The sequence below is a fragment of the Siminovitchia sp. FSL H7-0308 genome, from assembly GCF_037980985.1.
Classification (GTDB): domain Bacteria; phylum Bacillota; class Bacilli; order Bacillales; family Bacillaceae_C; genus Siminovitchia; species Siminovitchia thermophila.
In genome coordinates this window covers 1134622-1158588 of the sequence record NZ_CP150282.1, presented here as the reverse complement: position 1 = coordinate 1158588, position 23967 = coordinate 1134622, and the positions used below count along the sequence as shown (strand labels likewise).

Sequence of the window (23967 nt, the reverse complement as noted above, 5' to 3'; positions counted from 1 at the left end):
TGAACAGCTAATGACCACTTTAAATAATTTTTATGACCGATTACTCCTCTTATTGGACTCTTTCCTTTTTTATTATCTATTTACAAACACCCCTTATTTAAAATTTTCAAAAAATACCCTGTATTTTAATGTTAAAATCTTATATAGACTTACTAAATTACAGAAAAGGAGACAAGAAATGATATCTAACATTTCAACCACCAAAACCAATGCTAAAAGATTTCTATTAGACTTCCAACTGCTGAATGATTCAAAGACTCCATCTAATAAAAATGAATCAGAGTTAGCTTTAAACATTATTAGAAATTTAGAATGTATACAGCTTGACCCCATTGCTGCCGTAGAAAGAAATCATCATTTAGTCCTTCAAGCAAGACAGCCAAACTACCGTGTAGAAATACTTGAAAAGTTAATATCTAACCGTCACCTCTTTGAATATGTAGCTAATGCCGCTTGCATTATTCCTATAGAGGACTTTCCTAAATTTAAGATAATACAAGATTTTTATATAAATACCATTCATACATCCACTCAAAGTCTTAATGAAATAATGGAGAAGGTAATGGATCAAATGATGAAAAGTGAACCGCTACCTTCAAGGGCTTTAAAATCGGACAAAATAGTGAAAGGATATTGGGACAACGCAAAACCTACAACAAAAGAAACTACATTAGCATTAAATATATTATTTGATTTAGGTAAAATTACAGTAGCAAAAAGAAACGGTAATGAAAAATTCTATACTGCTACAGAAAATCATGTGCCTAAATCTTTTTTAAATGAACTTTCAAATATTAGTATTAATGATTCAAAAGAAGCGTTAATAAGAAAATATATGAAGGCTTATCGTATTTTTGACTTTGAAGATCCAAGATTTGGTTGGTTTAAAACTACCGCAAAAGAACGCATAGCAATACGAGATAAACTATTACATCAAGGGATAGTCATCCCAGTCGACATAAAAAATGTAAAAAGACAATATTACATTTTAACTGAAGATGTAGAAAAGTTTGAAACATCAGATGAGTATACTGATTGTTCTACCGTTAAATTTCTTCCCCCCTTGGATAATCTGTTATGGAGAAGGTCTAGAATAGAGGATTTATTCAACTTCAGCTACAAATGGGAAATTTATTTTCCCGAATCGAAAAGAGAATTTGGATATTACGCAATGCCAATACTCTATGGTGATAAGTTAATTGGTAGAATCGACCCTAAATATTTGCGCAAGAGCAATATATTACAAATTAAACTGCTTCAGATAGAAAGTCACATAAAAATAGATTCAAAATTACTTAACGAACTAAGAAAAGCCTTAAAACAGTTTGCCGTGTTTCATAAAGCTAAAAATATTGTCATAGAAACTACTTCACCTAAATCACTTATTAAAAAAATAAGCATCTAGAAGAGTAAACGGGTGCTCATAAAGCGGGCACCTCGCATTTTTATTTCTCCTGAATTTTTGATGAAATAAGATCTAACAGCTCCGTTGGCGCATTTAAAAATGTATAGTGGTCACCTCGCAGCTTCTGAAATTGAACTTCTCCATACTCTCTCTAGCCATCCATTGTTTCAAATTTAACTTCTTTATCATTATCCCAGCTAATTACTGTAATAAGTATATTGGCATGTCAAAACAAAACTGTACAAAAAATGAAAGGTGCATTAACTTGTATCATTTGGTGTAAAATGGTTTAACGATCCTTCTATACGAAAATTGTTGAATCAAAAAGTCAAATTCAAGTAATTGTTGGCAAGGAAAAACTCTGCCACTAACGAACTCTGCTTTAATGATTTTAATTGTCGCCTCAGCGACCGCATTGTCGTACGCAGCCCCTTTTTCAAACAATGACAGTTTGATATCAAACGTACCTAAGTCTTGAACAATCACGCTGCTTTTAAACTCACTTCCCCGGTCAGAGTGAAACAATTTAAGGCGACTTAAAATGTATTTTGTTTATTTAGAAAGAATAATCCTCGCAAATTTTTATTTGCAAACTTGACACCGAACCCACAATTTAATTATTTGAACATTTCCGTATATATCAACAACGTGGACCATCTTCTTGACTTCGTTAATATAATGAAAAATTCCCTCCACTTCCTCAAAAAAACTATCGACCCACAAAGTAAAAATAACAGGCAACCCATAATCCGTATGTAACACTTCATTGATCTGCTCCCAGCTTTGTTCATCCAGTCGCGGCTTTTTTCACTCGTTCGTAATCAACACTCAAATGGGCAGCATTACTGCTGTCCATTTTTCCATAATCACCATACCAAACTTATGTTTTTATATTGCTTACGAAAGTTCTTCTGTGTATGCAAACGGAAAAATTTTGAGAAGGATAATTTGGATTAGATGTAGAAAAAGAAAAAAAGACTCGTGACAAAGTTGAATATTTTTCATCGTAGAGAATATATACAGGAAGTACGCACTTTTTAATGAAGGGAGGAATCTGATGAATAAATTTCTAGATGACAATTTACATGAAACGAGAAATAACCTAGTAAAGGAGATTACTTTACTAAGCGATGCTCAATTTAACAGTAAGCCCAGTATGAATAAATGGAGTATAGCACAAGTTTGCCATCACTTGGTTTTAGTGGAAGAGGCATCCATAAAGGCTATTGCATGGGGGTTAAAAGAGACTGATTGCGCCCCAAAAGAGCGTAAAAATGTTAGCACTATATTATTGAATAGAACAAAAAAGATTAAAGCTCCAAAAATCGTTGAACCAGATGTAAAACCATTTAAAGTTCAGCAAATAATTGACTTGTTGACCCATTCCAGAAAAAAGTTGATGACTTTTCTTAATACATTAGAAGATAAATCTATGCTGGCAAAAAAATCAGTGATGCATCCAGCTTTGGGTGAATTACCCCTTGATCAATGGATTGAACAAATATATTTGCATGAACAGCGACACATAGAACAAATAAACGAGTTAAAATTACTATTAGGGGCGACACCCTAAACCTTGCTTAAGTAAAGCCCGGCCAGCGCCGGGCTCTTTTTGTTCGCCTATGCTGGGAAAAAGAGTAACACTTATGCGTCACTTTTGCTCTCAATTATATTTTTTGTCAGCTGTATAAACCGGATGCCGACATCCCTAGCATGGCTCGACTAAGATACCTTGTTTTAAGTCAATTCGGCTACGTACACAATATCTACTAGAATACCCGGAACCAATGATATAAAAGGTAAAAAATCTTGCAATTGTATAAATAGAATCCGTAGATTTCACAAAAAACCTCTCAAAATTCATGTGAATTCCTGCATATTCAGATCAACAGGCATACCCTTTGCCGTATAAACCATACTCATATCATTATTTCTTAAAAGAAAAATTTTTTGCTCTGTATCTGAAAAGATTTTATTCTCTTCGTGTTCTTCTACTATCCGAAATATTTGTATCCCATCAGGTACATAAAATGCCGCAAATAGTGTTTAAAAGTCCCCCCTCTCTCCTCATCCCCATAATACGTCAAGGAGGGAGTTTTTCCTGCATTAAAAAAAGCACCCGCTAAGGTGCCTTATAATACTTCACGAATATGTTAAAAAAACTTGTTATTACTCTATATCTCAAGATAAATTGCCGCGATAATATTCCTGTATTTAAAACTTAAACGACGTATGCCCTACCTCTCATACATCCTTACGACTCCGTAGTCGATCCAGTGTGATTAAGTTCTTAATTATTTTAATCAAGAACGCCACATCATTTTTTTCACCTTTGATATTTCAAGTTCATTCGAAAAAGCATTCCTTTTATTGTACCATGTATATAAAATAAAAGAAAGCCCAGTCAGCTTCATACTTCTATTCCCGCTTTTCAACATCCCATCCGGCTTTCCCTTTGAATAGTCCGGCTCAATTGGTGAAATGGTAGGCCTTACCCGAAAAGATTTCGATTTTGAGAAAAACGAAATCAAAATAAAAGCTATACAAAAGAGAGCATCATCACCACTTTCGAGAGATGTTTGTGTCAAAAAGCTTTTCGTTTTTCAGCGTATTCCCCATAAAAAATAAAAACACCCCAAAACGTTGATATAGAAACGCTTCAGAGTATTTCCCATGGTATCAATCTTAACCCAAATATAAAGACGTCCCAGGAGAGATTCGAACTCCCGACCCACAGCTTAGAAGGCTGTTGCTCTATCCAGCTGAGCTACTGGGACATATTATTTTGAAAGACATTATTAATTATATGGTTGGCGCTTCATAAAGTCAACCTTTTTTTAAAAAATAAACTCTTATTATCAAATTGTCAGGCCGTCATTCCTCAAAAGCAGCTTTTTATCCCGTATCATCCGCCCGCACTCCAACTTGTCGGCATTTGAAGACGCTTTGTAGGGGAGCAATTGTCTGTAAAATCCTGATCAATCCAAACGGGTCCGGGTTCACAGACTAAAACAACACTGCGTGTGGAAACGCCAAATGTTTATGCTTTTTTACTTTTCAACAGCAAAGCCAGTGGCAATGAAATGAGAACTGGAATGAAGTAAAGCAAAAATACATCACCCGCCGCCCATACAGATGCTGCATCTTTCATCCGCATGACTCCTGTAGCGCATAAATCGCAGACGCTAAGTGATTACCCGGAGAACAGGGTAATCGATAAAGAAGGATGCATTAGCCGGCCGCGTCCATTATGTGCTGAGGCGTAGCCTGCGATATTTAACGGGACAGCAGATATCCCGACATTCACAATTGGCATGTTGCAAAAGCACGATACCGGACTGATGAAAAAATAATCATATAAAGCTGTCGCTAAATTGTGAGGCTATTCATTATATATGTATCGCTTCCCATAATGGCCAAACCCGCCAATATGAGTGGCAATGTCCCTGTCTTATTATATAACTTCCCGGTGACAGGAGTAAACAGTGTCATCACAAATGCTCTAGCATCATGCAATCGAGTTTGCAATCCCCCTCACAAGACTGCATTAAAAAAGCGCCTGAGGCAATAGACAATACGGCGTTCAAAGTAATGCTGTACGTAAATCTTTGATGGGCAAGCACACTAAAGTTCAACAGCGGAAATTCAAACTGCCAACTCTCTTTTTACACATAAGACCAACAGGATCACCTCTGCTAAAACCATGGAGATTGTCCGTTTGTCTAGCCAACCCCACGACCCTGCTTCCGCAAAAGCGGCCAGCAAGAACAAACTGCCGCCAAAAGAAAAGACGAGTCCCCAAAGATTAAAGCGGGTTTTTCACTTATTCCTGTTTTAGGCGAGTACTTCAGAATGATCACTATCGCGCCCACTGCGACTGGCGTGTTAAAACAAAATAATGCCTGCCAATCAAACATAATCAATCAAATCAATCAAAAACCCGGCAAGCACCGGGCCAACCAAGTGCTAAAGACATGTTCCAGAGGCTCATCCCAAATGCCTGCCGCCGTTTGTCGACCCTCTGATAAGCGTTATCGTAGTCGGCATTAAAATGCCGCTGAAAGCATCTTGACGCATACGGGAGATCATTAGTATTCCAATAGACCAAGAGACTTTCATCAATAGCGAGCATGTAAAAAAGCCCGATAAATGCCCTCATATAAACTTTTTTAAAACCAAAACGGGCACAAACAGCCTTCAAAAGGTACAGCGACTCCAGCAACCAGCATTGCGCTAACGGCAACTTTGCGGCAAACTCTCCCATAAACGATGAATAGCAATATTAATTGCTGACATGCACTGCTGAAAAGTTCCGGAAAAAAATGGCGGAAATAATGGACCAACATGCCTTTTCATTTGCCGCTTTCTTGTCCAGCCACAATGCCGCTTTCAAATGCAAACTATAGGCATTTACCAAATTTATTACTAAATCGTAACTATGTAGACTTGCCTATTACCGGGCTTCTGCCAGTTTTTTTATATACCGCTCCAGCTTCTTCATCGCTTGGGCACGATGACTGATGTTGTTTTTCGTTTCCGGCGTAAGCTCGGCCATGGAACAGTCTTCGGATGGAACGTAAAAAATAGGGTCGTACCCAAAGCCGCCCGTTCCTCTCCGCTCCTGTAAAATGATCCCTTCGCATGTTCCATTTACCGTAATCGTTTTGAGTTCCGGCCCGGCCAATGCCAGCGCACAATAAAAGCGGGAAGTGCGGTCTTTTTCCTTGACCCCATCCAGCTCCTGCAATACTTTATCAATATTGGCATTATCGTCTTTTCCAGGCCCGGCGTACCTGGCCGAATAGACGCCAGGTCTTCCGTCTAGCGCGTCGACCATTAAGCCTGAATCATCTGCCACAACGTATTGACCTGAAAGTTTGGCTATTGTCTCTGCTTTAAGGATGGCATTTTCCGCAAACGTTTCCCCTGTCTCCTCGACATCCGGAACATCCGGAAAATCGAGGAGTGTTTTTACCTCAATTCCATAGCGGGAGAACAACTGTTCAAATTCTTTTGCTTTCCCTTTATTTTTCGTAGCCACGATAATACTTTTCATCAGCACTCACCGCCCTCATCCACTTTTTCGGGTTTGCTCCCGATTTTGAGGGCTATTACTCCCAATGCCTCTCTTTGCATATCAAACAATTGTTTCATTCCCTTTTCTGCTGCGGCCAGCATGTCATGCAGTTGGAGAGCAGAAAAGGTCGCTTCTTCCCCAGTTCCTTGCAGTTCAACAAATTCTCCTGAACCTGTCATGACAACATTCATATCTACAAGTGCGGCGCTGTCTTCGTGGTAATTCAGATCCAATAAGACGCCTTCCTCTTCTACGATACCGACGCTTGTAGCAGCCAGAAAATCTGTAACAGGAAATCCCGCTATTTCTTTTTCTTCGGCAAGTTTGGCTATTGCCATTGTCATGGCAACGAAGGCGCCAGTTATGGAAGCCGTTCTCGTTCCGCCATCCGCTTGGATAACATCGCAGTCAATCCAGATCGTTCTTTCACCAATGGCATTTAAATCAACAACTGCCCGAAGCGCCCTTCCGATCAACCTCTGAATTTCCATCGTTCTTCCTGAGACTTTGCCTCTAGATGATTCTCTGATATTCCGGGTTTCCGTAGCCCTTGGCAACATGGAGTACTCAGCCGATATCCAGCCCTTTCCTTCCCCGCGCATAAAAGGCGGCACCCGCTCCTCAATACTTGCCGTACAAATCACTTTCGTTTCGCCGACAGTAATGAGCACTGAGCCCTCAGGGTGCTTTAAAAAGTCGGTTTCAATATGTATCTCTCTTAATTCATCCGCTTTTCTTTCATCAATTCGCAACTGCTTGTCCTCCTTTATCATTCGCTGAACCGCTTCATGAGATCAATTATTATAAAAAACAACAGAGGCTGCACCAATTTTTTGTCAGCCTCTTTCACGTTCCTCTTTAGTATAACAAAAATATTTGAATTAATAACTTCCGGTATTCACTTTTTCCGGACGGGAAACAGGAGCTGTTAACGGTTCACCCTTTTCGTTCACCAATTCCTTCTTGCCTTCCACAGATATGGCGACACTTTTCACATCATTCAATTCTGTTAAAGAAAGAACCAAAGATTGAAGTGTTTCTTCCGAAATCATTTGCTCTTTGGAACTGCCCAGGACCGCTTCATTAAAGTTTAAGGTGACAACCCCTTCTTTTATTTTAGGCTCCTCGAGTAATTGGATGTCGCTGCTCATTCCACTAACTAAAGCGGTCATCATTCCGGGACCTTCTATCAATTCATTGACGATTGCGGTTACGTCATCCATCTCAGTGTTTGAAACCCGTTTTGTGACAGGGACATAATACGGTTTGTCATTTGACTGGGCTAAATAATAAACAGTCAATGGCCGTGTATTTGTAATATCTGCAACCCCGGTTTTCTCTACATTAATGCCGTCCTGTCTCGATACTCCTTTTTCACTGAGCGGAGTTTTGTCCACCGGCATTTCATTTAGTTTATGGCCATTCATCCTCAGTTCGACACGGTCAATTGTATCGAATTGTGTCAATGTCCAAGTAATCGCCTGTAAAATTTTCTTTTCATCTTTTGCTTCGTAATTGGCAAATTCCTCTGAAAAATCAACAATGGCCGTTCCGTCTTGTATATCTACATCCACTGCTGTATCTGCGGGAAGCACAGTTCTAAAACCGTTTGGCAAAATGTCGGTGACCGGTCCGTCCGCAACAAGGTATTCCAAGGCCTGCTTGGCTGCACTATCGGAGGCAGGAAGAGGAAGTGATTGGGAAACGACTAATCCGTTTCGGTCAATCAAGTATAAATCTCTCATGACTGTACTTTCTTTCTCTTCCTCGCCTGTAGTTTCTTGTTCCTCTCCTTCTTTTTTCGGAGATGTTTCGATTTCCTCCCCTTCTTTTTTCGGAGATGTTTCGATTTCTTCTCCTTCTTTTTTCGGAGATGTTTCGATTTCTTCTCCTTCTTTTAAGTAGGAGACTTCCTTGGGAGGATCCAACTTTTCTTTTCCTTTGTTCAACAGACCACAGCCAGATATGAACCCGCTTGCTGCCAAAATAACGATCAAGGCGGCCAATTGCGCTCGTTTAAACATACCTACCCCTCCTAATTATCCGGTTTGTACTTTTATGTATACGAGCTGTTTTGTCCAATTAGACCGCTTGGGCACATGTTTTCGGAAACAATTTAAGAAAAGCGCAAGCCCCCGTTTAGCAACGTACAAACGGGAGCACTCCAAAAGAGAAAGTGAAACTTCGATCAACGGAGCTTTCAGTCCGCGTTTCAAAAGCAGAACAAAGGCTAAAGCGGAAGTACATGCTCAGGCAGCGATAACCTCGAAGCTCCCGCCTTTCTTCGTGCGATGACGATGTTCCCTGAAGACTTCCTTGTCACTTGCACTCGTACATCTTGGACGTCGCAACGCCCTTGTGATCGACATCCTTGAAAAACATGAGATGTGTCGGGCTCCCAAGCTTTTACTTGTCCTGTCGCCCCAAACCAATCGAGTGGTTGATCCAATGCCATTTTCCTTTTTACATGAATTCTTAAAGTAGGTGGGCTTACTTCCAGCTAATGAAGAATAAAGTGAAGAAAAGGGCCCAGAAGATTGCTTCAAAATCATATTTATTTTCTTCTTTCATAAGCCTTGTAAAGCTTTGCATCGAGCAGAACAAAACTTCTTCATATAAGCGATGGCGCAGATTGCTAAACTCCATGTTCTTTAAATTGAGCTTCGTAAATCTTTGAGCGGAACAAGACTTTTTCGTATTAGTTCAGTTTGTTGACTGATCGTTGTGCTCTAAATTCACTTTTTTGAAAAAACAACCACACAAAAAAGCGGAGCTTTTTAGAGAGGAGGAGGAAGTTTGCTTGTTGTTGGGGGGCTGACACTGGACAACGCCCGTTTACTTCGCAAGAAGAATATATACAAAAACTTTACTGCTTAACTTGAAAAAACATATCCTGCACTGGGATATGTTTTGCAGTTTATATTTTCATAACGCCCTTTTCAATGCTTGCCGTTTGAATGGATAGATCGCTGATTCCCAGCCAGTCGGATGCGATTTTTCCAAACAGCTCTTTAGATCCGGTTGTAAAAAAGCGATGTTCCGGAGGAGCGGATTCGATATTTAATGTTTTTTTATAATGGAGAATGGCGCTTACTTCGCTGGCCGTCTCCTCTCCCGAGCTGATGACTTGGACTTGGGGTCCCATTTCTTTTTCAATGAGAGGTCCCAATAACGGGTAATGGGTGCAGCCAAGAATCAGTGTGTCTATATCCGTTTTCTTCATCGGTGTCAATGTTTCTTTGACAATTTTTTTGGCGATATCGCTATTATATTGAAAACTCTCTACAATGGGAACAAACTTGGGACAAACAAGCTGAGTCACTTTCGATTCCATATTGATGGCGATGAGTTCGCGCACATAGGCTTCGCTCTTGATTGTCCCTTCCGTTCCAAGAACGCCGATTCGATTATTCTTTGTTACTTTTAAGGCCGCTCTTGCCCCGGGAGAAATGACACCGATTACCGGTATGGGAAGTTCGGACTGTATTTCATCCAGCACGACAGCAGTAGCCGTATTACATGCAATGACGAGCATTTTAATATTCCATTCCATTAAAAAAGAAGTCATTTCCCATGTGAATCCCTTTACTTCCTCTTGCGGTCTCGGGCCATATGGGCAGCGGGCCGTATCACCAACATAGTAGATGTGTTCATTTGGAAGTTGCCGCATAATTTCTTTTGCTACAGTTAATCCTCCAATGCCTGAATCAATAACTCCTATTGCCTGTTTCAATAAAAACGCCTCATTCTTTTTTCATTTCGCGATGCAGCTTCTTCAAATTGTCCTTTAAATGCATTACTTCCTGCTCTGAAAAATCCTGAAGAACATCGTGCAAATACTGTTGTCTTTTCTTGATGACTTCGCCGATGATTTTTTCGCCTTTTTCTAATAAATGTATGCGAACGACCCGCCGATCTTTCGGTTCTTTTACCCGTTCAACGAGCATTTTTTTCTCCATTCTGTCTATGAGATCGGTTGTTGTGCTGCAAGCAAGGAACATCTTGCCCGAAAGATCGCCAATCGTCATGTCCCCTTCTTCAAACAGCCATTGCAGGGCTATAAATTGCGGAGGTGTAATTGAATAGTCGGTTAGCAATTCTCGTCCCTTCTGTTTGACAATCGTCGATATGTACCTTAGATCCTTTTCAAGCGCGGCAATGATTTGATCATTATGTTTCAGGATCATCTTTCCATCCATTCATGAGGCTCCTCCCACATCCTTTTATATGCATTGTCGCTTTTTTTAAACAAAAAAACAAGGGGAAACACAGTGATTTCCCCTTGGTTTATAACAATTTCATTGATTCTTCAATAAATGCCGGAAGGTCTTCCGGGGTTCTGCTTGTGACAAGCTGATTAGAGCAAACGACCACTTTTTCATCGTGGTAATCGGCCCCTGCGTATTCCATATCGACTTTGATGGATTTGTACCCGGTGGCTTTTCTTCCTTCTAAAGCTTTTGCCGTAATCAGCAATTGTGGACCGTGGCAAATGGCGAACACGGGTTTTTTTGCATCCATGAATGCTTTCGCAAATTCGACAAAGCGGTCATCGGCACGGAGCTGGTCCGGTGAAAAACCTCCTGGAATAAACAAGGCATCAAACTCATCTGCTGAAACCTCGTCAATCCCCTTATCAATGGAAACACTGTCCTGTTCCTGTTTACCCTTGACAACTTTTCCCGCTTCTTTTTCAATCGTGACAACCGTATGGCCGGCTTCACGAAAAGCCTTTGCAGGCTCTGTAAACTCCGAGTCTTCAAACAGGTTTGTTATGACGGTTGCAATTTTGCTCAATTGGAACAACTCCTTATATGTGTTTCTATTTTCTTATTTGCCCTTTACGATTCTTCTCAAACCAAAAGTGACATATTTTTGGATAAGTTATCACAGAACAGCCTTTTAATTCACAACCTAAATTTGTTCATGGTAAGATGAAGTGAATCTACAACAAAGAAACATGTGATTTTCAACTGACTGTGGACTGGAGTGACTTCTTTTGGAAACGAAAAGAGCATTGCCGATTTTATTTGCGGTTATGTTTTTTGTTATGGTGGGATTTGGGATCATTATTCCCGTTCTTCCGTTTTATGCTGAACATATGGGGGCTTCCCCGGCTGAATTAGGGCTTTTGATGGCTGTCTATTCTCTAATGCAGCTCTTATTTTCTCCCATGTGGGGAAGGATATCCGACCGGATCGGCCGTAAGCCCGTCATGATGATCGGCATATTCGGTTTGGCGCTATCCTTCTTCATGATGGCCCTGTCTTCGCAGCTTTGGATGCTGTTCGCAGCAAGGATCATCGGGGGATTTCTCTCTTCGGCCAATATGCCAACGGTTATGGCTTATGTGGCAGATATTACGACTGACGAGGACCGTGGAAAAGGGATGGGCATCATAGGTGCGTCCATTGGTCTCGGCTTTATTTTTGGCCCGGCGATCGGCGGAATTTTTTCAAAAACAAGTTTGAGCATGCCTTTTTATGTAGCGGGTATTTCGTCGCTCTTTACGTTTGTTCTAGTGATGTTTATTCTAAAAGAATCATTACCTAAAGAGGTACGGGGTGAACAGGCTCAAAAAAAGGTGTCCATTTTCCGGGCATTGCAAGGACCTGTTTCTGTATTATATATCATGCAATTTTTCACTTCGGTTTCATTGGCAGGGCTTGAAGCGACATTTGCCTATTTTGCCGCAAAAACAGCCGGATTGGGAACCGTTGAACTTGGATATCTGTTCATGATCATGGGATTGGCGGGAGCGATAGTTCAAGGCGGCCTTGTTGGGAGACTTACAAAAAAATACGGAGAAGGCGCCGTCATTCAAGGCGGAATTATTGTTTCTACCATCGGTTTTGCTCTAATATTGCTTGTGGACAGCTTTACTACAGCAGCCATCTATTTGACTATTTTCGGTATTGGAAACGGCGTGATCAGGCCAAGTGTTTCCGCTCTTCTGACGAAAAAATCAATGACCGGCCATGGAAGCACAACCGGGTTGCTCTCCTCCTTTGATTCGCTCGGCAGAATTATCGGCCCGCCGCTTGGCGGCTGGCTATTCTCTATCACAATTGGCCTTCCGTATATTTCGGGAATGATTATTTCAGTGCTGGCGTTTATTTTGTATCAATTGTATAAAGGAAAAGCAAGACATTATAAGTCGATGTCATCTTAAAAAAACAAAACCGGCGTCCTGATGGAAAGCCGGTTTTGTTATATGCTTCTGTACCATAACTATATGCAAAGGGGAAAAATCCGCTAATGGTACAAGCCAAAATAAAAGCATCACCCAAAGAGCAATAGTTGACAGTATCCATCATTAAGGCATAGCCGTAAATGTTTTCCGGTACATCCAAAATTCCCCTGCAATATGACCATGTTGGCTGAACCTCCCGTCCAGTTGGCAATGAGTGCCGAACGTCTCGGGAGCATAAGACCCGTTCAAAAGCGCATAAGTAATGGTAAATCAGCCTATGAATCGGTAAGACAGACTGCGGAATTCCAGCACTTTGCTCTAGATGGATTTCGAATACGCTTGTGATTACAAGCTCCCGATATCCAACAGAGCCGACACCATGAGTTTTTCTTACTCTCTTTCAACAATTCTGCTTAATATAGAAAGGACAAGTCTCAATTCCTCGATGGTTACTTTCGAGTAATACTTCTTTACAAGCAGTTCATCAATTTTGTTAAGAAGCTCCAAGTAATCCCTTCCCCGGCTGCCAATATATATATAAATTTCCCTGCGGTTGGACGGATTCACTTGGCGCTCGATCATCTTCTTTTCTTCCAACTTCGGAATTACCTGGCTGACGGCACTTTTTGAAATATTTAAATAAGAGGCAATGTCATTCGATGTCACGGGCGCATTACGTATGATATATAACATCATCATTTCCTGCTGCGGAGTCAAACCGAAACTTTCCAATTGATCGGCCTCTTTTATTTCATGTGAAACCAGCAGCTTGAATAGATCAAATTTCTCGTTAATTTGTTCGATCACTTTCAAATATTCTTCCATAAACTCACTTCCCTGTTTGCTTTCTTTAACAGATACGAGGGAGATACAACCATTTAGTTTAACAAACTTAACTATATGTTTATTATTTTAATCTGTCAATCATTTTTAATATTGGTTTTAAAATAGTAAAACTGATCTTCTTTTTTCTCTTTCCTAAGCAAGGGATCAATCTCTTCATCTTTCACATAGTGATCAAAGAAAGCCAAAGTGTACCGGTTCATTACTTGATGGAATTGATCTATGTCAACATTCCATGACAATAAAGGAGAGAGAAAGGGGAAATCTGTAAAAGTATAGTGATCTCCTGCTATAAAAGTAAGCATATAAGTATCTCCTTTAATTCCCTCTTTATAGTGAAAATCGGCAAGCTCGGAAATTTTATCGTGATACTTTTGAAATTCCTCCTGGGTGATATTCGTATACTGAATTTCTTCTTCTGATAAATAGAGATAATCTTCATCTAAAATAAACATAAAAGGTTGTTCAAACCCTGAGCTGGCTACCGGTTCATGCAAAGGTCCATCTATGTTGATTCCTGCAGAAATCCTGCTATCATCCAGCAAAGCTTGTGCAGCTGTTGAACCCCCATATGAATGGCCGAATATACCGATTCTGTCTATGTCAATCTTTCCAGTAAACAAACCTTGAGGATCCTTATCATTGATACTTGTTAATTGATCTAGTACATAGCTTATATCTTCTGATCGTGCTTTAACATCTCTCTCATCTTCAATATTAAATGAATAAGAATATGCGTCTGTTTGATTCATCATCTCCCGTCCATCCGGGAACTTCGTATAAGCTGCATCATTCGTATGATCAACGCTGACAACAACATACCCATGACTGGCCAATTCCTCCATTTGGGAAAAACTTTGCATTCTGGTACTGCCAAACCCATGGGAAAATAAAAGAACCGGATATTTCTTTTCTTGATTGGATACAGCTATATCTTTTATGCTGTTAGTTTGTGCATACTTCAAATACTCGAAGAAATAGCGCGGAACAGAAAAAATGAATTCCATCGTTCCTGACCATTCTTCATAAGGAAAGGATTCATATTGAATGTCCTTCGCATTATCTTCCACCTCTGCCGGATACCATATTTGTATCATTAATTCCCGATCTTTTTGTTCTGAACTATGTCTGGATTCATCTATCAAATGCCTTGAGTTCATACCTACTTCAAAAGGACCTGTAGGCTTTGGAAGTTGAAATACAGGCATGACAGTAACTAAACCGTAGCTGCTGAACGAATAAATGAGAATAAGCGTAATATATATAAGCTTTTTGAGCTTCTTTTTTTGATTGGCGCATTCAAGTGCGGCTTTTTCTGCGTTCCTTTGTATGAATGACTTTAATGTCAACAAAGTTAAAAAAATAAATAATATATAGGTTAATCCCATTTGCCATCGGTAACCCTCAAACCCCAAGTGAATAACAAAAAGGAAAAGTGCGATGACATTGATGCTTATTTTTACCTTTGCATTAAATCTAAACAAAAAAGAAAAAAGCCACAAAGTATGAACTGCTATTAAAATCCCCTCAAACAACCTCAATAATCTCAACTCCTATTTAAAAATCCATTTAGTTTAGTTAACTAAACTTAACTATATATTATAAGAATATAAATGTCAATTTTTTAAGAAGAACTCTATAAATAGCGATCAACCCCAGATATTCCCCACCATAACGGAAACAAGCAAGCAGCTTCAAGCAGCCATTGTTTTTAGGAGCAAGAACGGATTTTACTGGATAATGGAAAACCGGCCTCCTAGTGGAAAGCCGGTTTTGTTATATGCTTCTGTACCATAACTATATGCAAAGGGGAAAATCTCGTATGATGGATTAAATACATAGAAGAGAATGGTTGAAAGTTTCGTTCGTTCTGAATATTTGCTCATTATTCTATATACGCTATTTTCGTTATAGGTTTACATAAAGTAAAGAAAGCATACCGCTACAACCAGATTGGGGAAACTAATTAAAGCAAGTCTTGTACTCACTGTGGTTCTTTCGTTTCGTTCTCCTGAAGATTCGCTTGTATAATTGGCTCTCATCCGATCCCCACTCACAAGCGCTCCCGACATCAATGCCGCTAAGCCAAGAAACAATACTCCAATACCCCCGGTAATCAAGACAACCTTCTCCATTCCCCACACTGCGAGACTAAATAACACAGCAACAAAGGATAAAAGAATGCCTATGATTACATATTTCACTGTCTCTCCCCTCCTTATCTCTATATACGCTCGATATGGCAATTAGTTTCAAGTAAACAACCTGTTATTTCAATATTTTAAAAAAACAAAAAACAAATCCTGTAAAAATGAAATAAACACAAGTTTAAAACCTTGATTTCACGCGGTTTTATTCTCACAATTTTCACGAATATTAATCAGCTTTCTATTTATGTCGGCCCCTATTTGTGTTAAAAAAATCCCTATTATCGCTACGTCAACATATTTCGCTTTCCGCAGGTCTCTTCAGCTTCCTCGGAAAGCAAAGATCGCTTTCCTGCGGGATCTTCAGCTCGAGCTATTGCCGCAGGAGTCTACATATGTTGACTACGCTAAAAGGTTGCGTATTATTATACCCTTGGACAATTTATCCCGCATGTAAGGTGCCGTAAGACTCCCACTTCAAGACTTGATGAGTTGATACAAAAGGTCTAAGAGGGAGAAAACGGCACCTAAATGCCCGATTCGTTCAACTAACATTCAGTAGGAGATGGAAGAAAACGCCTACTGAATGAAGTTTCACTTATTGTTCGTTTTTTAATCAGCTGATTTTGTTATGTCACGGCCCTGCCAAATTGGAATAAGCCCTTCCATATCCGTGAATGGGTTAGGGTCTATCTAGTCATACTTTTTTAAACGGATCACATTGCCAGGTTGCCCCTTTTTTATCCGACCATATCTAATAAACCGAAAAATAAAATAACCCAAACCACCCCAAAGTAAAGTGATACTAGTCATCATCACAATCAGAGCATCTAGTGACATGGAATCATCCTCACTTTTAGTCCAAAGGATCGTAACGGATATGCGGGATGGTATATAATCAGCAAAGCATCAGAAAAAGTCCATCCCATATACCATCCGCCTCTTTCTAAATAGAATCCCATTTAATGCAATAAATTATACAATATGACAACCCCTATTCCGGTCCCCACTGTCAATATTAGGCTTCTTGTCAAGAGCCCCACGGCCAGACATAACGCAGCAGCAAGGAGATGCGAAACCTCCCAGTGCTGTCCATCTTCTAAAGGAAGGAGCTCTTGGGCCAATAAGGCAGATAAGATGGCGGCAGGTATATAGTTTAACATGCGCATGCCCCACTCCGGAATATGAAGCTTACTAAAAACGATTAAGGGAAAAGCCCGGGATAAAAGGGTGACGATCGCTCCTCCGATTATGATGAATAACACATCCCACCTTATTTCCACTTTTCTATCACCATCCCGATACAAGCAGCAATGATTGTGCCAATCATAACATCAATTCCGGTTGGAACAACCTGACTGGCCACCACTGTAAAAATAACCGCAGCGGCAATAACGATTAACTCAATCGATATAGTGGGCCGATTTATAACTTGTAGTATAAGCAAGCCAATAAACATGGCGGGCAAGGCGAAATCAAGGCCGAAAGCTTCCGGTTGTTCAATCCATGAGCCAAAATAGCCTCCCGCCAAATTTGCCAATAACCAATTTACATAAGCCGTTACGTTTAGGCCAAGCATCCAGTGATAATTAGCATCATTTCTTTTAGCCAACTGATAGGCTGCTACACCAAATGTTTCATCTGTCAACAAAAATCCATTTATCATATTCTTCTTTGCAGACAAGTGACGGAAATGGGGAGCGAGAGCAGCGCTCAATAAAAAGTATCTCAGATTCACAATAAAAATGGTCAAAATAATAGATAAGACAGGAGCACCTGCAACCCACATTCCCGCAGCAATAAATTGAGCCGAACCCGCATACAAAAGTAATGACATAAGCGCTATTTCCATTAAGCTTAATCCGGCTGTTTTTTCCACTACACCGGCGGCAAAACCAATACTTAAATACCCTAATACAGTCGGTAAACAATCCTTCACACCTTGAAAAAAAGCATGAAGGGAATCGTTTGTCTTAATCAACTTTTCCATCTCTTATATGTCCCTTTCACACATGAACTCAAGAAGAAGTTAGCTCTACTTCCAGTCGTTTGTTGTTTTTTCCTTTGCTGCTAACCTTAACGAGCTTCATTTCACCAATTTCCTTCGTATTTGCCACATGTGTGCCGCCGCAAGCCTGTTCATCAACAGAATCAATCTTTACGATGCGAATTTGCGTAACAGTTGGAGGCAACAAATTCACAACCGTTTTGACCAGACCGGGACGATTCTCGGCTTTTCTTCGTGATAGCCATTCATATTTGATTGGATGAGATTCTTTAATGATGTGATTCGTTTCGCTGACAATTTCCTCATATTGATCATCGCTCAAATCGTGAAGATGATTAAAGTCTATTCTCGCTCTATGAGGATAAATTTTATTACCCGTGCACAATGCTCCGTACTTTTTATAAACAACCGCTCCCAACACATGTAATAAAGAATGATGCCTCATGAGCCCCCACCGTCTTTCCCAATCGACTTTGGCTGTCACCTCTCCCATTTTTAATCGCGCGGCATTTTTGATGAAGTGGATGATTTTCCCACCAGCCCTTTTGACTTGAAACACTTCAAACGAATTGCCCTCTTGAATCAATTGGCCGGTGTCACACTCTTGTCCCCCACCGGTTGGATAAAAGACTGTCTGATCGAGAACGACCTTATCCCCGTCAATCGACAAAACCTGAGCGTCACATGTTTTTTCGTATGAATCGTTCAAGAAAAGCTCTTTTGTCATCTTTTCATCATCTCCATATTAGATGTTATAGAACTAACCACTAAAAAATTTTGAAGAAAATACGGTTCATTTCTATTTGAACCGCTTTCCTTTCACAACATGACTTAAATCAATATTTGTTCTCCAAAGAGCATCCAATTTATCAGGCCCAAACTCTTTCGTAATTTCCTCAATCATGATGTCATGCCTAATATATTCAGTAGCTACAAGCACAAGAGCCGGATCCTGCGTTTTTACAGCCCATGCAAACGAGTTTTCAGTGAAATTGGCAATCAGCACTTCTTCTCCGTCACGGGCTGCAATCGTCAAGTGACCGCCCATACGCTCCTTTACAACCTCAGGCGGCATATAGTTGTGGTGAAATGTTAACCCCAACTGCGTATTCGGGGCCCCAAAAAGGATGGAGAAAATGTGAATATCATCCTCGACCCGCTGATCAATCGCCTCTTTGATTAGGGGAACTTGCTTTTCCCAAACAGACAGCCATAGCTCATTTTTCGCCGAACGTATGATATTCAGCATTTCTTCTATCACATGCTCATGGCTTCGAATATGCCAAATCACATCTGTTTCACGTTCACTTTCGATCGCTGGCAAATGCTGTTCCAATACATCGAAAGTTTCGGCAAACGATTTGCGAAGACGCTCGATTAAATCTTTTGCGGGTATTGGTGAATACTTTACAGGTTCGGAAGGAACAACATAAATCGCCCCTTTATCCAATAATTTTCCTAAAACCTCATAAATCATGGATCTGGGCACACCCGTACGTTTGCTCACTTCATAGCCTGTAACAGGTGAGTTTTTTAATAAGCCGACATAAGCTTTACACTCATATGGCGAAAAACCCAACTTCTGGAGCTCTGTAAAAATGGCTTCCATCAAGCGTTCTCCTTTAGTAGTTATTTATATACCTACTATAAAATGGGCAATCACGTTTGTCAATAACAAAACTCTCCCAATAAATTTGACAGGGTCCGTTCCCCGATGTATTTGCTGCCATAAATGAATACCAGTACTTCTTATACTGTGGGATAAAGTGAAGCTTCATTCAGTAGGCGTTTTCTTCCATCTCCAACTGAGTGTTAGTTGAACAAATCGGGCATTTAGATGCCGTTTTGTCCCACTTAGACCTTTTGTATCAATTCAGGTTTTGAAGTGGGAGTATTACGGCACCTTATATGCGGGATAAAAGCTCATTTCCCAATAAAAGCTATAAAAGAAGAATTTTTTTTAAATGGGCAACGCATACAAAATTCAAAAAGACTTCTATATAAGAAGTCCGCAAATTAAGAGTGGGAAAACGCCCCCCTCGTCCGATTAAAACCCCATTTTCACAATGAAATAACCCCAAATAACGATCGACATAATGAGAAATGCAATGGCATAAATCATTGTCGTTTTATACTCTCTTTTTAGTTCGACAATTCCATTTTCCTTCTTTAAAATAGTTGCAATCGTAGAGGTGGAAAGTTTCACCGTTTTCATTTTTTGATAAAATGTGATTTCATGCTCATTAGGCTTCGTCATAAAACCTATTACGAAAAGAGCAATAATAGACAAAATCATCGAGATATAAAAATGGTCAAAGTTTGGTGACAAGTGAATGATTCCACTTTTATTCAATTCTCCTAAAACAATGAAACTAATTACGCCAACTGTCATGCTAGCAATGGCGGCTTTACTATTCATTCTTTTCCATTCAAAGCTGGCAATAATCGTAGGCATCCAAGATACGGCAAAAATGGAACCAGCGTATATGGAGATCCAGAAAATCGTTGATGGTTGCATGATTGCAACGATACAAACGAGAACAGCAATGAAAACTTGTGCGACCCGTCCCAAAATCAGTCCTTTCCTCTCATCCATTTGTATATGCAAAATATTCTCAAATAAATCTTTAGCAAGCGCAAAGCCTGTTAAGACAAACAGTGTCGAAGCCGTTGACATAATCGAAGCCATTAAACCCGCCAATCCTACACCTGCCAATGATGGTGGAGTATAGTCCATTAATCCAACGATAAACATCCGATCAGCCGGATCAATTCCTGGCTGTAGCACTTGCATCGCTGCCGCGGCTAAAAAAATAAAAAGCTGCATGAACGGGGCGCAAAAAATACCAATGACAGCTGTTTTCAAAATAACGAAATCATTTTTTGCCGGAAAGACACGTGACACCAATGCAGGCGTACAACTAAAAAATAGTATCCACATGATGAATTGAGAAATAACCCAACCGATTGGCCTTTCCGCCGCACCTGTCATTCCCCAGTAATTGGGAATGACTTCTCCCAAATTTTTAATTTGATCTAAACCTGCTTGTCCGATGATAAGTGGAGCGATGATCAAAGAAATCGCAAGCATCGTGAAAAACATAAGCGTATCAGTCACCACCACACCAAACATGCCGCCTAACGCACTAAAAACTAAGAGAGCCCCAGTAAATAGTAAAATCAACAGCGGGAATGGAATGTCCAATATTTCAGCTAAAACAACTCCAGCCCCGATTAATTGGACGACTCCGTACCCTAATAATGCAACAATCATAATACATACGGCAATAACGGTTACCCATTTGTTATTAAATCTTTTTTCGAAAAACTCCGGTATTGTTTGACAATTCAATGATTTCATTTTTCTGCCGACATATATGACAGCAATAAGCGTCCCAAGCCAAGCGCCAAACGAGCCAAATGCCGCATGTGGAACGGGCCCTTCATTATAGATCATCCCCCCAATTCCAAGCAATGTGACAGCGCTTAAATAAGTAGCAGCTAAAGTGCCTACGATCAAAACAGTAGAACCTTTTTCTCCCATGACATAAAAGTCATCTTTACTTTTCACATACCTTGTAACAATAACACCGGCAATGATATAAACAATAATGACAGCAAAAAACACAATCTTCTCCATGGCATTAATCCCCTTCTTTACTTCTCATATCGGCTTCTAATTTTTTAATCGTTGGCAAGTATTCTTTTTTTAAAATCCATATGACGACCGCCGAAGAGATGAGAGTTGTAACGATTGCATTTACAAATAAAATGAGTACACCAGTGTTCATTTTACTAACCTCCTATTATACAAGTGAGATAGGCATGTGCTGTGAACAGGTTAACACTGTCCAACAGCGGTTTTACGTAGCAAATAGCGACACCTCTTTTTGATCATTTCACGTCAATCTACTATCAAAACGAGTTCATCCCTATCAAGTGTTTTTATATTTACACCACTCTAGTAAAAATATGTTTTCGTCACGATTTTACACTTTCTAAATTTACCCATTCATTCGGCGCATGAAGATTCCCTCCTGTCAGGCCCGTAACAATCGTTCCGGTAAAAGAACAAAATGAAAACGATTTACTTTTAATGTATTGGCGGGCTTTTCTTAACGCTTTAAACATTTCTTGTTCTGGATCAATGCAAAATCCTTAGCATGTGAATCCATAGAACGTAACATCTGGTGGCGAATCTTTTAACCATTCCGCCAGCTGTAAGAAAACGCTTTCAAATAAAAGTTATAGCGCCCTTCCTGAACAGGCGGTTTCACGCAAAAAAACAGTGAAAACTTTATCTGGAATATTCTCCACCACCTTGTTGACACATAGGCAATGTCCTTTTCCAGAAGTTTTCATTCCAAGTCCAACAGGCAAACGATTTGGTTCATGCTATAATATTAAATATAAGGATACCTCCCATCAATTATGGTTGTGAATTCATTTTATCAGACGGTATCCTTTTTTACTTTCTAAATAAACAAAGAGTCTGAGACCCAACTAAATCAACTGATAAAAAAACGAACAATAAAGTGAAACTTCATTCAGTAGGGCACCTACTGAATGTTAGTTGAACCGATCGGGCATTTAGGTGCCGTTTTCTCACACTTAGACCTTTTGTGGTCAACTCAGGTCTTGAAGTAGGAGTCTTACGGCACCTTACATGCCGGATAAATTGTCCCAGTGTATAATATGCAGCTTTTAGCGTAGGCAAAATAGGTAGAATAGCTCGAGCTGAAGATCCCGCAGGAAAGCGACCTTTGCTGTCCGAGGAAGCTGAAGAGACCTGCGGAAAGCGATGATAGGGGTCTTTTTACACAAATAAACCGAACAATTATAAATGAATTGTTCGGCTTTTGCTATTTTGATGTATCGGCATCAGTCCATCTCGCCGCCCTGCTCCATGCAACATATTCCACAAACATTGGAATAGAACTTCCCAAGAAACCTTTACAGATAAGAGTGCTACTTATAGATAGGTAAAACGATCAACTATGATGCTCTTCTTTCTCGCGGCCAAATAAAATAAGAGATAGAAATAACAAAATCAATCAGGAGAATGGCTGCCCACACTTTTAATGTACTGAAAAATACGGAAGTGCGTGCTGGATCATCAACTAAGTAAATTAAGGAGATTAAAAAACCTGTTCCAATTACATAAGCGAACAAATGCTGAAAAGAGCCTTTTAAAGAGTGGCGAGCGTAGGAAAAGCCAGTCTTTCTCTCTGGCTTTTCCCCCTGTTTTTTCACGTAATATAAGAACCTTTCATCAGCCCACCTAATCATACTTTTTCCAAATGCAACTGAAACGCCTAAATAAATAGCAGCAATTGCATGAGCTCGTGTGGCCGTACCCCCATTTAATAGATCAAAAGCAGTCACGATTAAGAGAAACAAATCGATGACAGGTGTTAAAGCTAAAAAGAAAAAACCCATTTTTTTACGGTTGAATACATAACGAAACACGAGCCCGAGCAAAATGACAACCCAAAAACTAACTTCGGCTAAAATAATTGCCCAAACAATCACACTCATCCGATCACCCCTAATTAGCACAGTTGTATTATTTAAAATCAGTATACACCAATGTTTTTTTCAATACAATTGTGTTATTTAATTGTCCAACATATCTTTGTATGTTAAAATCCACATATGCCAAAAATTGTGGATCATGAAAAAAGACGTAAACGGATTGCAGAGGCGATGTGGAAAGTTATTTTGAAAAAGGGGATGGAAGGAGCGACAGTACGAAATATTGCCCAAGAGGCGGGACTATCATTAGGTGCGTTGCGCCATTATTTTCCCAATCAAGATGAATTGATTGTGTATGCGATGGATCTCGTACAAGAAAAAGTTACAAAGCGCATTCGGACTAAGTCGGAAGGTGATTTCTCGCCAAAAGAGATGGTGATGAATGTTTTATTAGACATAGTTCCCATCAATGAAGAACAGCTCATAGAAACGGAAGTCTGGTTTGCTTTTATGGCACATGTAAAACATCGGAAAGATGAGCTGCCAATACCTGAAGATGGGGTCTTTACAGTCGTGCAACAAACCATTCATTTCCTTGATACACATGGCTTGTTAAAGCCTGGCTTGGACATTGATATGGAAATTGAAAGGCTATATGCGCTCGTTGATGGGATAGCGATCCACGCTTTGTTAGACCCTAACCGCTTAAGTAAGAAAAGAGTCATTAAAACAATCGAATACCACCTTGATTCCATCTGTGTTGACCCGCTGTAAAATCACACCTTTTAAAATTTTATAATTTTGACATGGCACCCCTAC

General features: G+C 39.9%; 21 protein-coding genes, 1 tRNA gene and 2 pseudogenes. 4 read left to right on the top strand and 20 right to left on the bottom strand.

Annotated features, from left to right (window positions below):
• Nucleotides 1-178 precede the first annotated feature (178 nt).
• Nucleotides 179-1405: a crosslink repair DNA glycosylase YcaQ family protein gene (locus MHB50_RS05495; protein ID WP_340084977.1), complete on the top strand. Its 1227-nt coding sequence runs from the start codon at nt 179-181 to the stop codon at nt 1403-1405.
• Between the two features lie 201 nt (nt 1406-1606).
• Here the strand turns inward: MHB50_RS05495 and MHB50_RS05490 are convergent.
• Nucleotides 1607-1954 (bottom strand): annotated as a pseudogene (locus MHB50_RS05490) (hypothetical protein); the annotation flags it as partial.
• Between the two features lie 508 nt (nt 1955-2462).
• Here MHB50_RS05490 and MHB50_RS05485 point away from each other — a divergent pair.
• On the top strand, nt 2463-2978 hold the full coding sequence (locus MHB50_RS05485; protein WP_339162450.1) for a DinB family protein: 516 nt from the start codon (nt 2463-2465) through the stop codon (nt 2976-2978).
• A gap of 1130 nt (nt 2979-4108) precedes the next feature.
• On the opposite strand, the gene MHB50_RS05480 is transcribed toward MHB50_RS05485, so the two are convergent.
• The 8 genes from MHB50_RS05480 to MHB50_RS05445 form a co-directional block, all read right to left on the bottom strand.
• A tRNA-Arg gene (locus tag MHB50_RS05480) sits at nt 4109-4182 on the bottom strand.
• 1676 nt (nt 4183-5858) lie between these two features.
• Complete coding sequence (locus MHB50_RS05475; RefSeq protein WP_340084976.1) at nt 5859-6461, bottom strand: XTP/dITP diphosphatase; 603 nt, start codon at nt 6459-6461, stop codon at nt 5859-5861.
• Complete coding sequence (gene rph, locus MHB50_RS05470) at nt 6461-7234, bottom strand: ribonuclease PH (RefSeq protein WP_205178409.1); 774 nt, start codon at nt 7232-7234, stop codon at nt 6461-6463. Before rph ends, MHB50_RS05475 begins: the two co-directional genes overlap by 1 nt.
• A 129-nt stretch (nt 7235-7363) precedes the next feature.
• Entirely contained in the window at nt 7364-8506 is a 1143-nt protein-coding gene (locus MHB50_RS05465) for a GerMN domain-containing protein (RefSeq protein ID WP_340084975.1), read from the bottom strand.
• 206 nt (nt 8507-8712) lie between these two features.
• Nucleotides 8713-8931, bottom strand: coding sequence for a hypothetical protein (locus tag MHB50_RS05460; protein ID WP_205178416.1), 219 nt, complete (start codon nt 8929-8931; stop codon nt 8713-8715).
• 468 nt (nt 8932-9399) lie between these two features.
• Nucleotides 9400-10215: a glutamate racemase gene (gene racE / locus MHB50_RS05455; protein ID WP_205178418.1), complete on the bottom strand. Its 816-nt coding sequence runs from the start codon at nt 10213-10215 to the stop codon at nt 9400-9402.
• Nucleotides 10216-10225: 10 nt separating this feature from the next.
• Entirely contained in the window at nt 10226-10681 is a 456-nt protein-coding gene (locus MHB50_RS05450) for a MarR family transcriptional regulator (protein WP_205178420.1), read from the bottom strand.
• 88 nt (nt 10682-10769) lie between these two features.
• On the bottom strand, nt 10770-11279 hold the full coding sequence (locus tag MHB50_RS05445) for a type 1 glutamine amidotransferase domain-containing protein (RefSeq protein ID WP_205178422.1): 510 nt from the start codon (nt 11277-11279) through the stop codon (nt 10770-10772).
• A gap of 202 nt (nt 11280-11481) precedes the next feature.
• Here MHB50_RS05445 and MHB50_RS05440 point away from each other — a divergent pair, with 202 nt between their 5' ends.
• Nucleotides 11482-12654 (top strand): MFS transporter, encoded by a 1173-nt coding sequence (locus MHB50_RS05440; protein ID WP_205178424.1) that lies wholly within the window; start codon nt 11482-11484, stop codon nt 12652-12654.
• Between the two features lie 87 nt (nt 12655-12741).
• Here MHB50_RS05440 and MHB50_RS05435 read toward each other — a convergent pair.
• The 11 genes and pseudogenes from MHB50_RS05435 to MHB50_RS05385 form a co-directional block, all read right to left on the bottom strand.
• Nucleotides 12742-12893: pseudogene (locus MHB50_RS05435) on the bottom strand (DUF819 family protein); the annotation flags it as partial.
• A 172-nt stretch (nt 12894-13065) separates the two neighbouring features.
• Nucleotides 13066-13500, bottom strand: a complete 435-nt coding sequence (locus tag MHB50_RS05430) for a MarR family transcriptional regulator (protein ID WP_205178433.1) — start codon at nt 13498-13500, stop codon at nt 13066-13068.
• A 95-nt stretch (nt 13501-13595) separates the two neighbouring features.
• Entirely contained in the window at nt 13596-15059 is a 1464-nt protein-coding gene (locus tag MHB50_RS05425; RefSeq protein WP_340084974.1) for a hypothetical protein, read from the bottom strand.
• 375 nt (nt 15060-15434) lie between these two features.
• Nucleotides 15435-15722 carry a DUF5316 domain-containing protein gene (locus tag MHB50_RS05420; RefSeq protein WP_205178438.1) on the bottom strand — a complete coding sequence of 96 codons (288 nt, stop codon included), beginning with the start codon at nt 15720-15722 and terminating at the stop codon, nt 15435-15437.
• Between the two features lie 905 nt (nt 15723-16627).
• Entirely contained in the window at nt 16628-16948 is a 321-nt protein-coding gene (locus MHB50_RS05415) for an AzlD domain-containing protein (protein WP_205178442.1), read from the bottom strand.
• A complete protein-coding gene (locus MHB50_RS05410) occupies nt 16939-17655 on the bottom strand; it encodes an AzlC family ABC transporter permease (RefSeq protein WP_340084973.1) in 717 nt (238 codons plus the stop codon). Before MHB50_RS05410 ends, MHB50_RS05415 begins: the two co-directional genes overlap by 10 nt.
• A 28-nt stretch (nt 17656-17683) precedes the next feature.
• Nucleotides 17684-18400 carry an alanyl-tRNA editing protein gene (locus MHB50_RS05405; RefSeq protein WP_205178446.1) on the bottom strand — a complete coding sequence of 239 codons (717 nt, stop codon included), beginning with the start codon at nt 18398-18400 and terminating at the stop codon, nt 17684-17686.
• A gap of 72 nt (nt 18401-18472) precedes the next feature.
• On the bottom strand, nt 18473-19282 hold the full coding sequence (locus MHB50_RS05400; protein ID WP_205178448.1) for a TrmB family transcriptional regulator: 810 nt from the start codon (nt 19280-19282) through the stop codon (nt 18473-18475).
• A gap of 438 nt (nt 19283-19720) precedes the next feature.
• Nucleotides 19721-21313 (bottom strand): sodium:solute symporter family protein, encoded by a 1593-nt coding sequence (locus MHB50_RS05395; RefSeq protein WP_205178450.1) that lies wholly within the window; start codon nt 21311-21313, stop codon nt 19721-19723.
• 4 nt (nt 21314-21317) lie between these two features.
• Entirely contained in the window at nt 21318-21464 is a 147-nt protein-coding gene (locus tag MHB50_RS05390; protein WP_205178452.1) for a hypothetical protein, read from the bottom strand.
• Nucleotides 21465-22668: 1204 nt separating this feature from the next.
• Nucleotides 22669-23211: a hypothetical protein gene (locus tag MHB50_RS05385; protein WP_205178454.1), complete on the bottom strand. Its 543-nt coding sequence runs from the start codon at nt 23209-23211 to the stop codon at nt 22669-22671.
• A 117-nt stretch (nt 23212-23328) separates the two neighbouring features.
• On the opposite strand from MHB50_RS05385, the gene MHB50_RS05380 reads away from it, so the two are divergent.
• Nucleotides 23329-23922, top strand: coding sequence for a TetR/AcrR family transcriptional regulator (locus MHB50_RS05380; protein ID WP_205178456.1), 594 nt, complete (start codon nt 23329-23331; stop codon nt 23920-23922).
• Nucleotides 23923-23967 lie beyond the last annotated feature (45 nt).

Excerpts from the sequence above, each read along its gene's own strand:
- MHB50_RS05380 (WP_205178456.1), top strand. The coding sequence starts at position 23,329 with ATGCCAAAAATTGTGGATCATGAAAAAAGACGTAAACGGATTGCAGAG.
- MHB50_RS05485 (WP_339162450.1), top strand. The coding sequence starts at position 2,463 with ATGAATAAATTTCTAGATGACAATTTACATGAAACGAGAAATAACCTA.
- MHB50_RS05465 (WP_340084975.1), bottom strand. The coding sequence starts at position 8,506 with ATGTTTAAACGAGCGCAATTGGCCGCCTTGATCGTTATTTTGGCAGCA.
- MHB50_RS05405 (WP_205178446.1), bottom strand. The coding sequence starts at position 18,400 with ATGACAAAAGAGCTTTTCTTGAACGATTCATACGAAAAAACATGTGAC.
- MHB50_RS05395 (WP_205178450.1), bottom strand. The coding sequence starts at position 21,313 with ATGGAGAAGATTGTGTTTTTTGCTGTCATTATTGTTTATATCATTGCC.
- MHB50_RS05475 (WP_340084976.1), bottom strand. The coding sequence starts at position 6,461 with ATGAAAAGTATTATCGTGGCTACGAAAAATAAAGGGAAAGCAAAAGAA.
- MHB50_RS05430 (WP_205178433.1), bottom strand. The coding sequence starts at position 13,500 with ATGGAAGAATATTTGAAAGTGATCGAACAAATTAACGAGAAATTTGAT.
- MHB50_RS05450 (WP_205178420.1), bottom strand. The coding sequence starts at position 10,681 with ATGGATGGAAAGATGATCCTGAAACATAATGATCAAATCATTGCCGCG.
- MHB50_RS05385 (WP_205178454.1), bottom strand. The coding sequence starts at position 23,211 with ATGAGTGTGATTGTTTGGGCAATTATTTTAGCCGAAGTTAGTTTTTGG.
- MHB50_RS05400 (WP_205178448.1), bottom strand. The coding sequence starts at position 19,282 with ATGGAAGCCATTTTTACAGAGCTCCAGAAGTTGGGTTTTTCGCCATAT.
- MHB50_RS05410 (WP_340084973.1), bottom strand. The coding sequence starts at position 17,655 with ATGGAAAAGTTGATTAAGACAAACGATTCCCTTCATGCTTTTTTTCAA.
- MHB50_RS05390 (WP_205178452.1), bottom strand. The coding sequence starts at position 21,464 with ATGAACACTGGTGTACTCATTTTATTTGTAAATGCAATCGTTACAACT.
- MHB50_RS05495 (WP_340084977.1), top strand. The coding sequence starts at position 179 with ATGATATCTAACATTTCAACCACCAAAACCAATGCTAAAAGATTTCTA.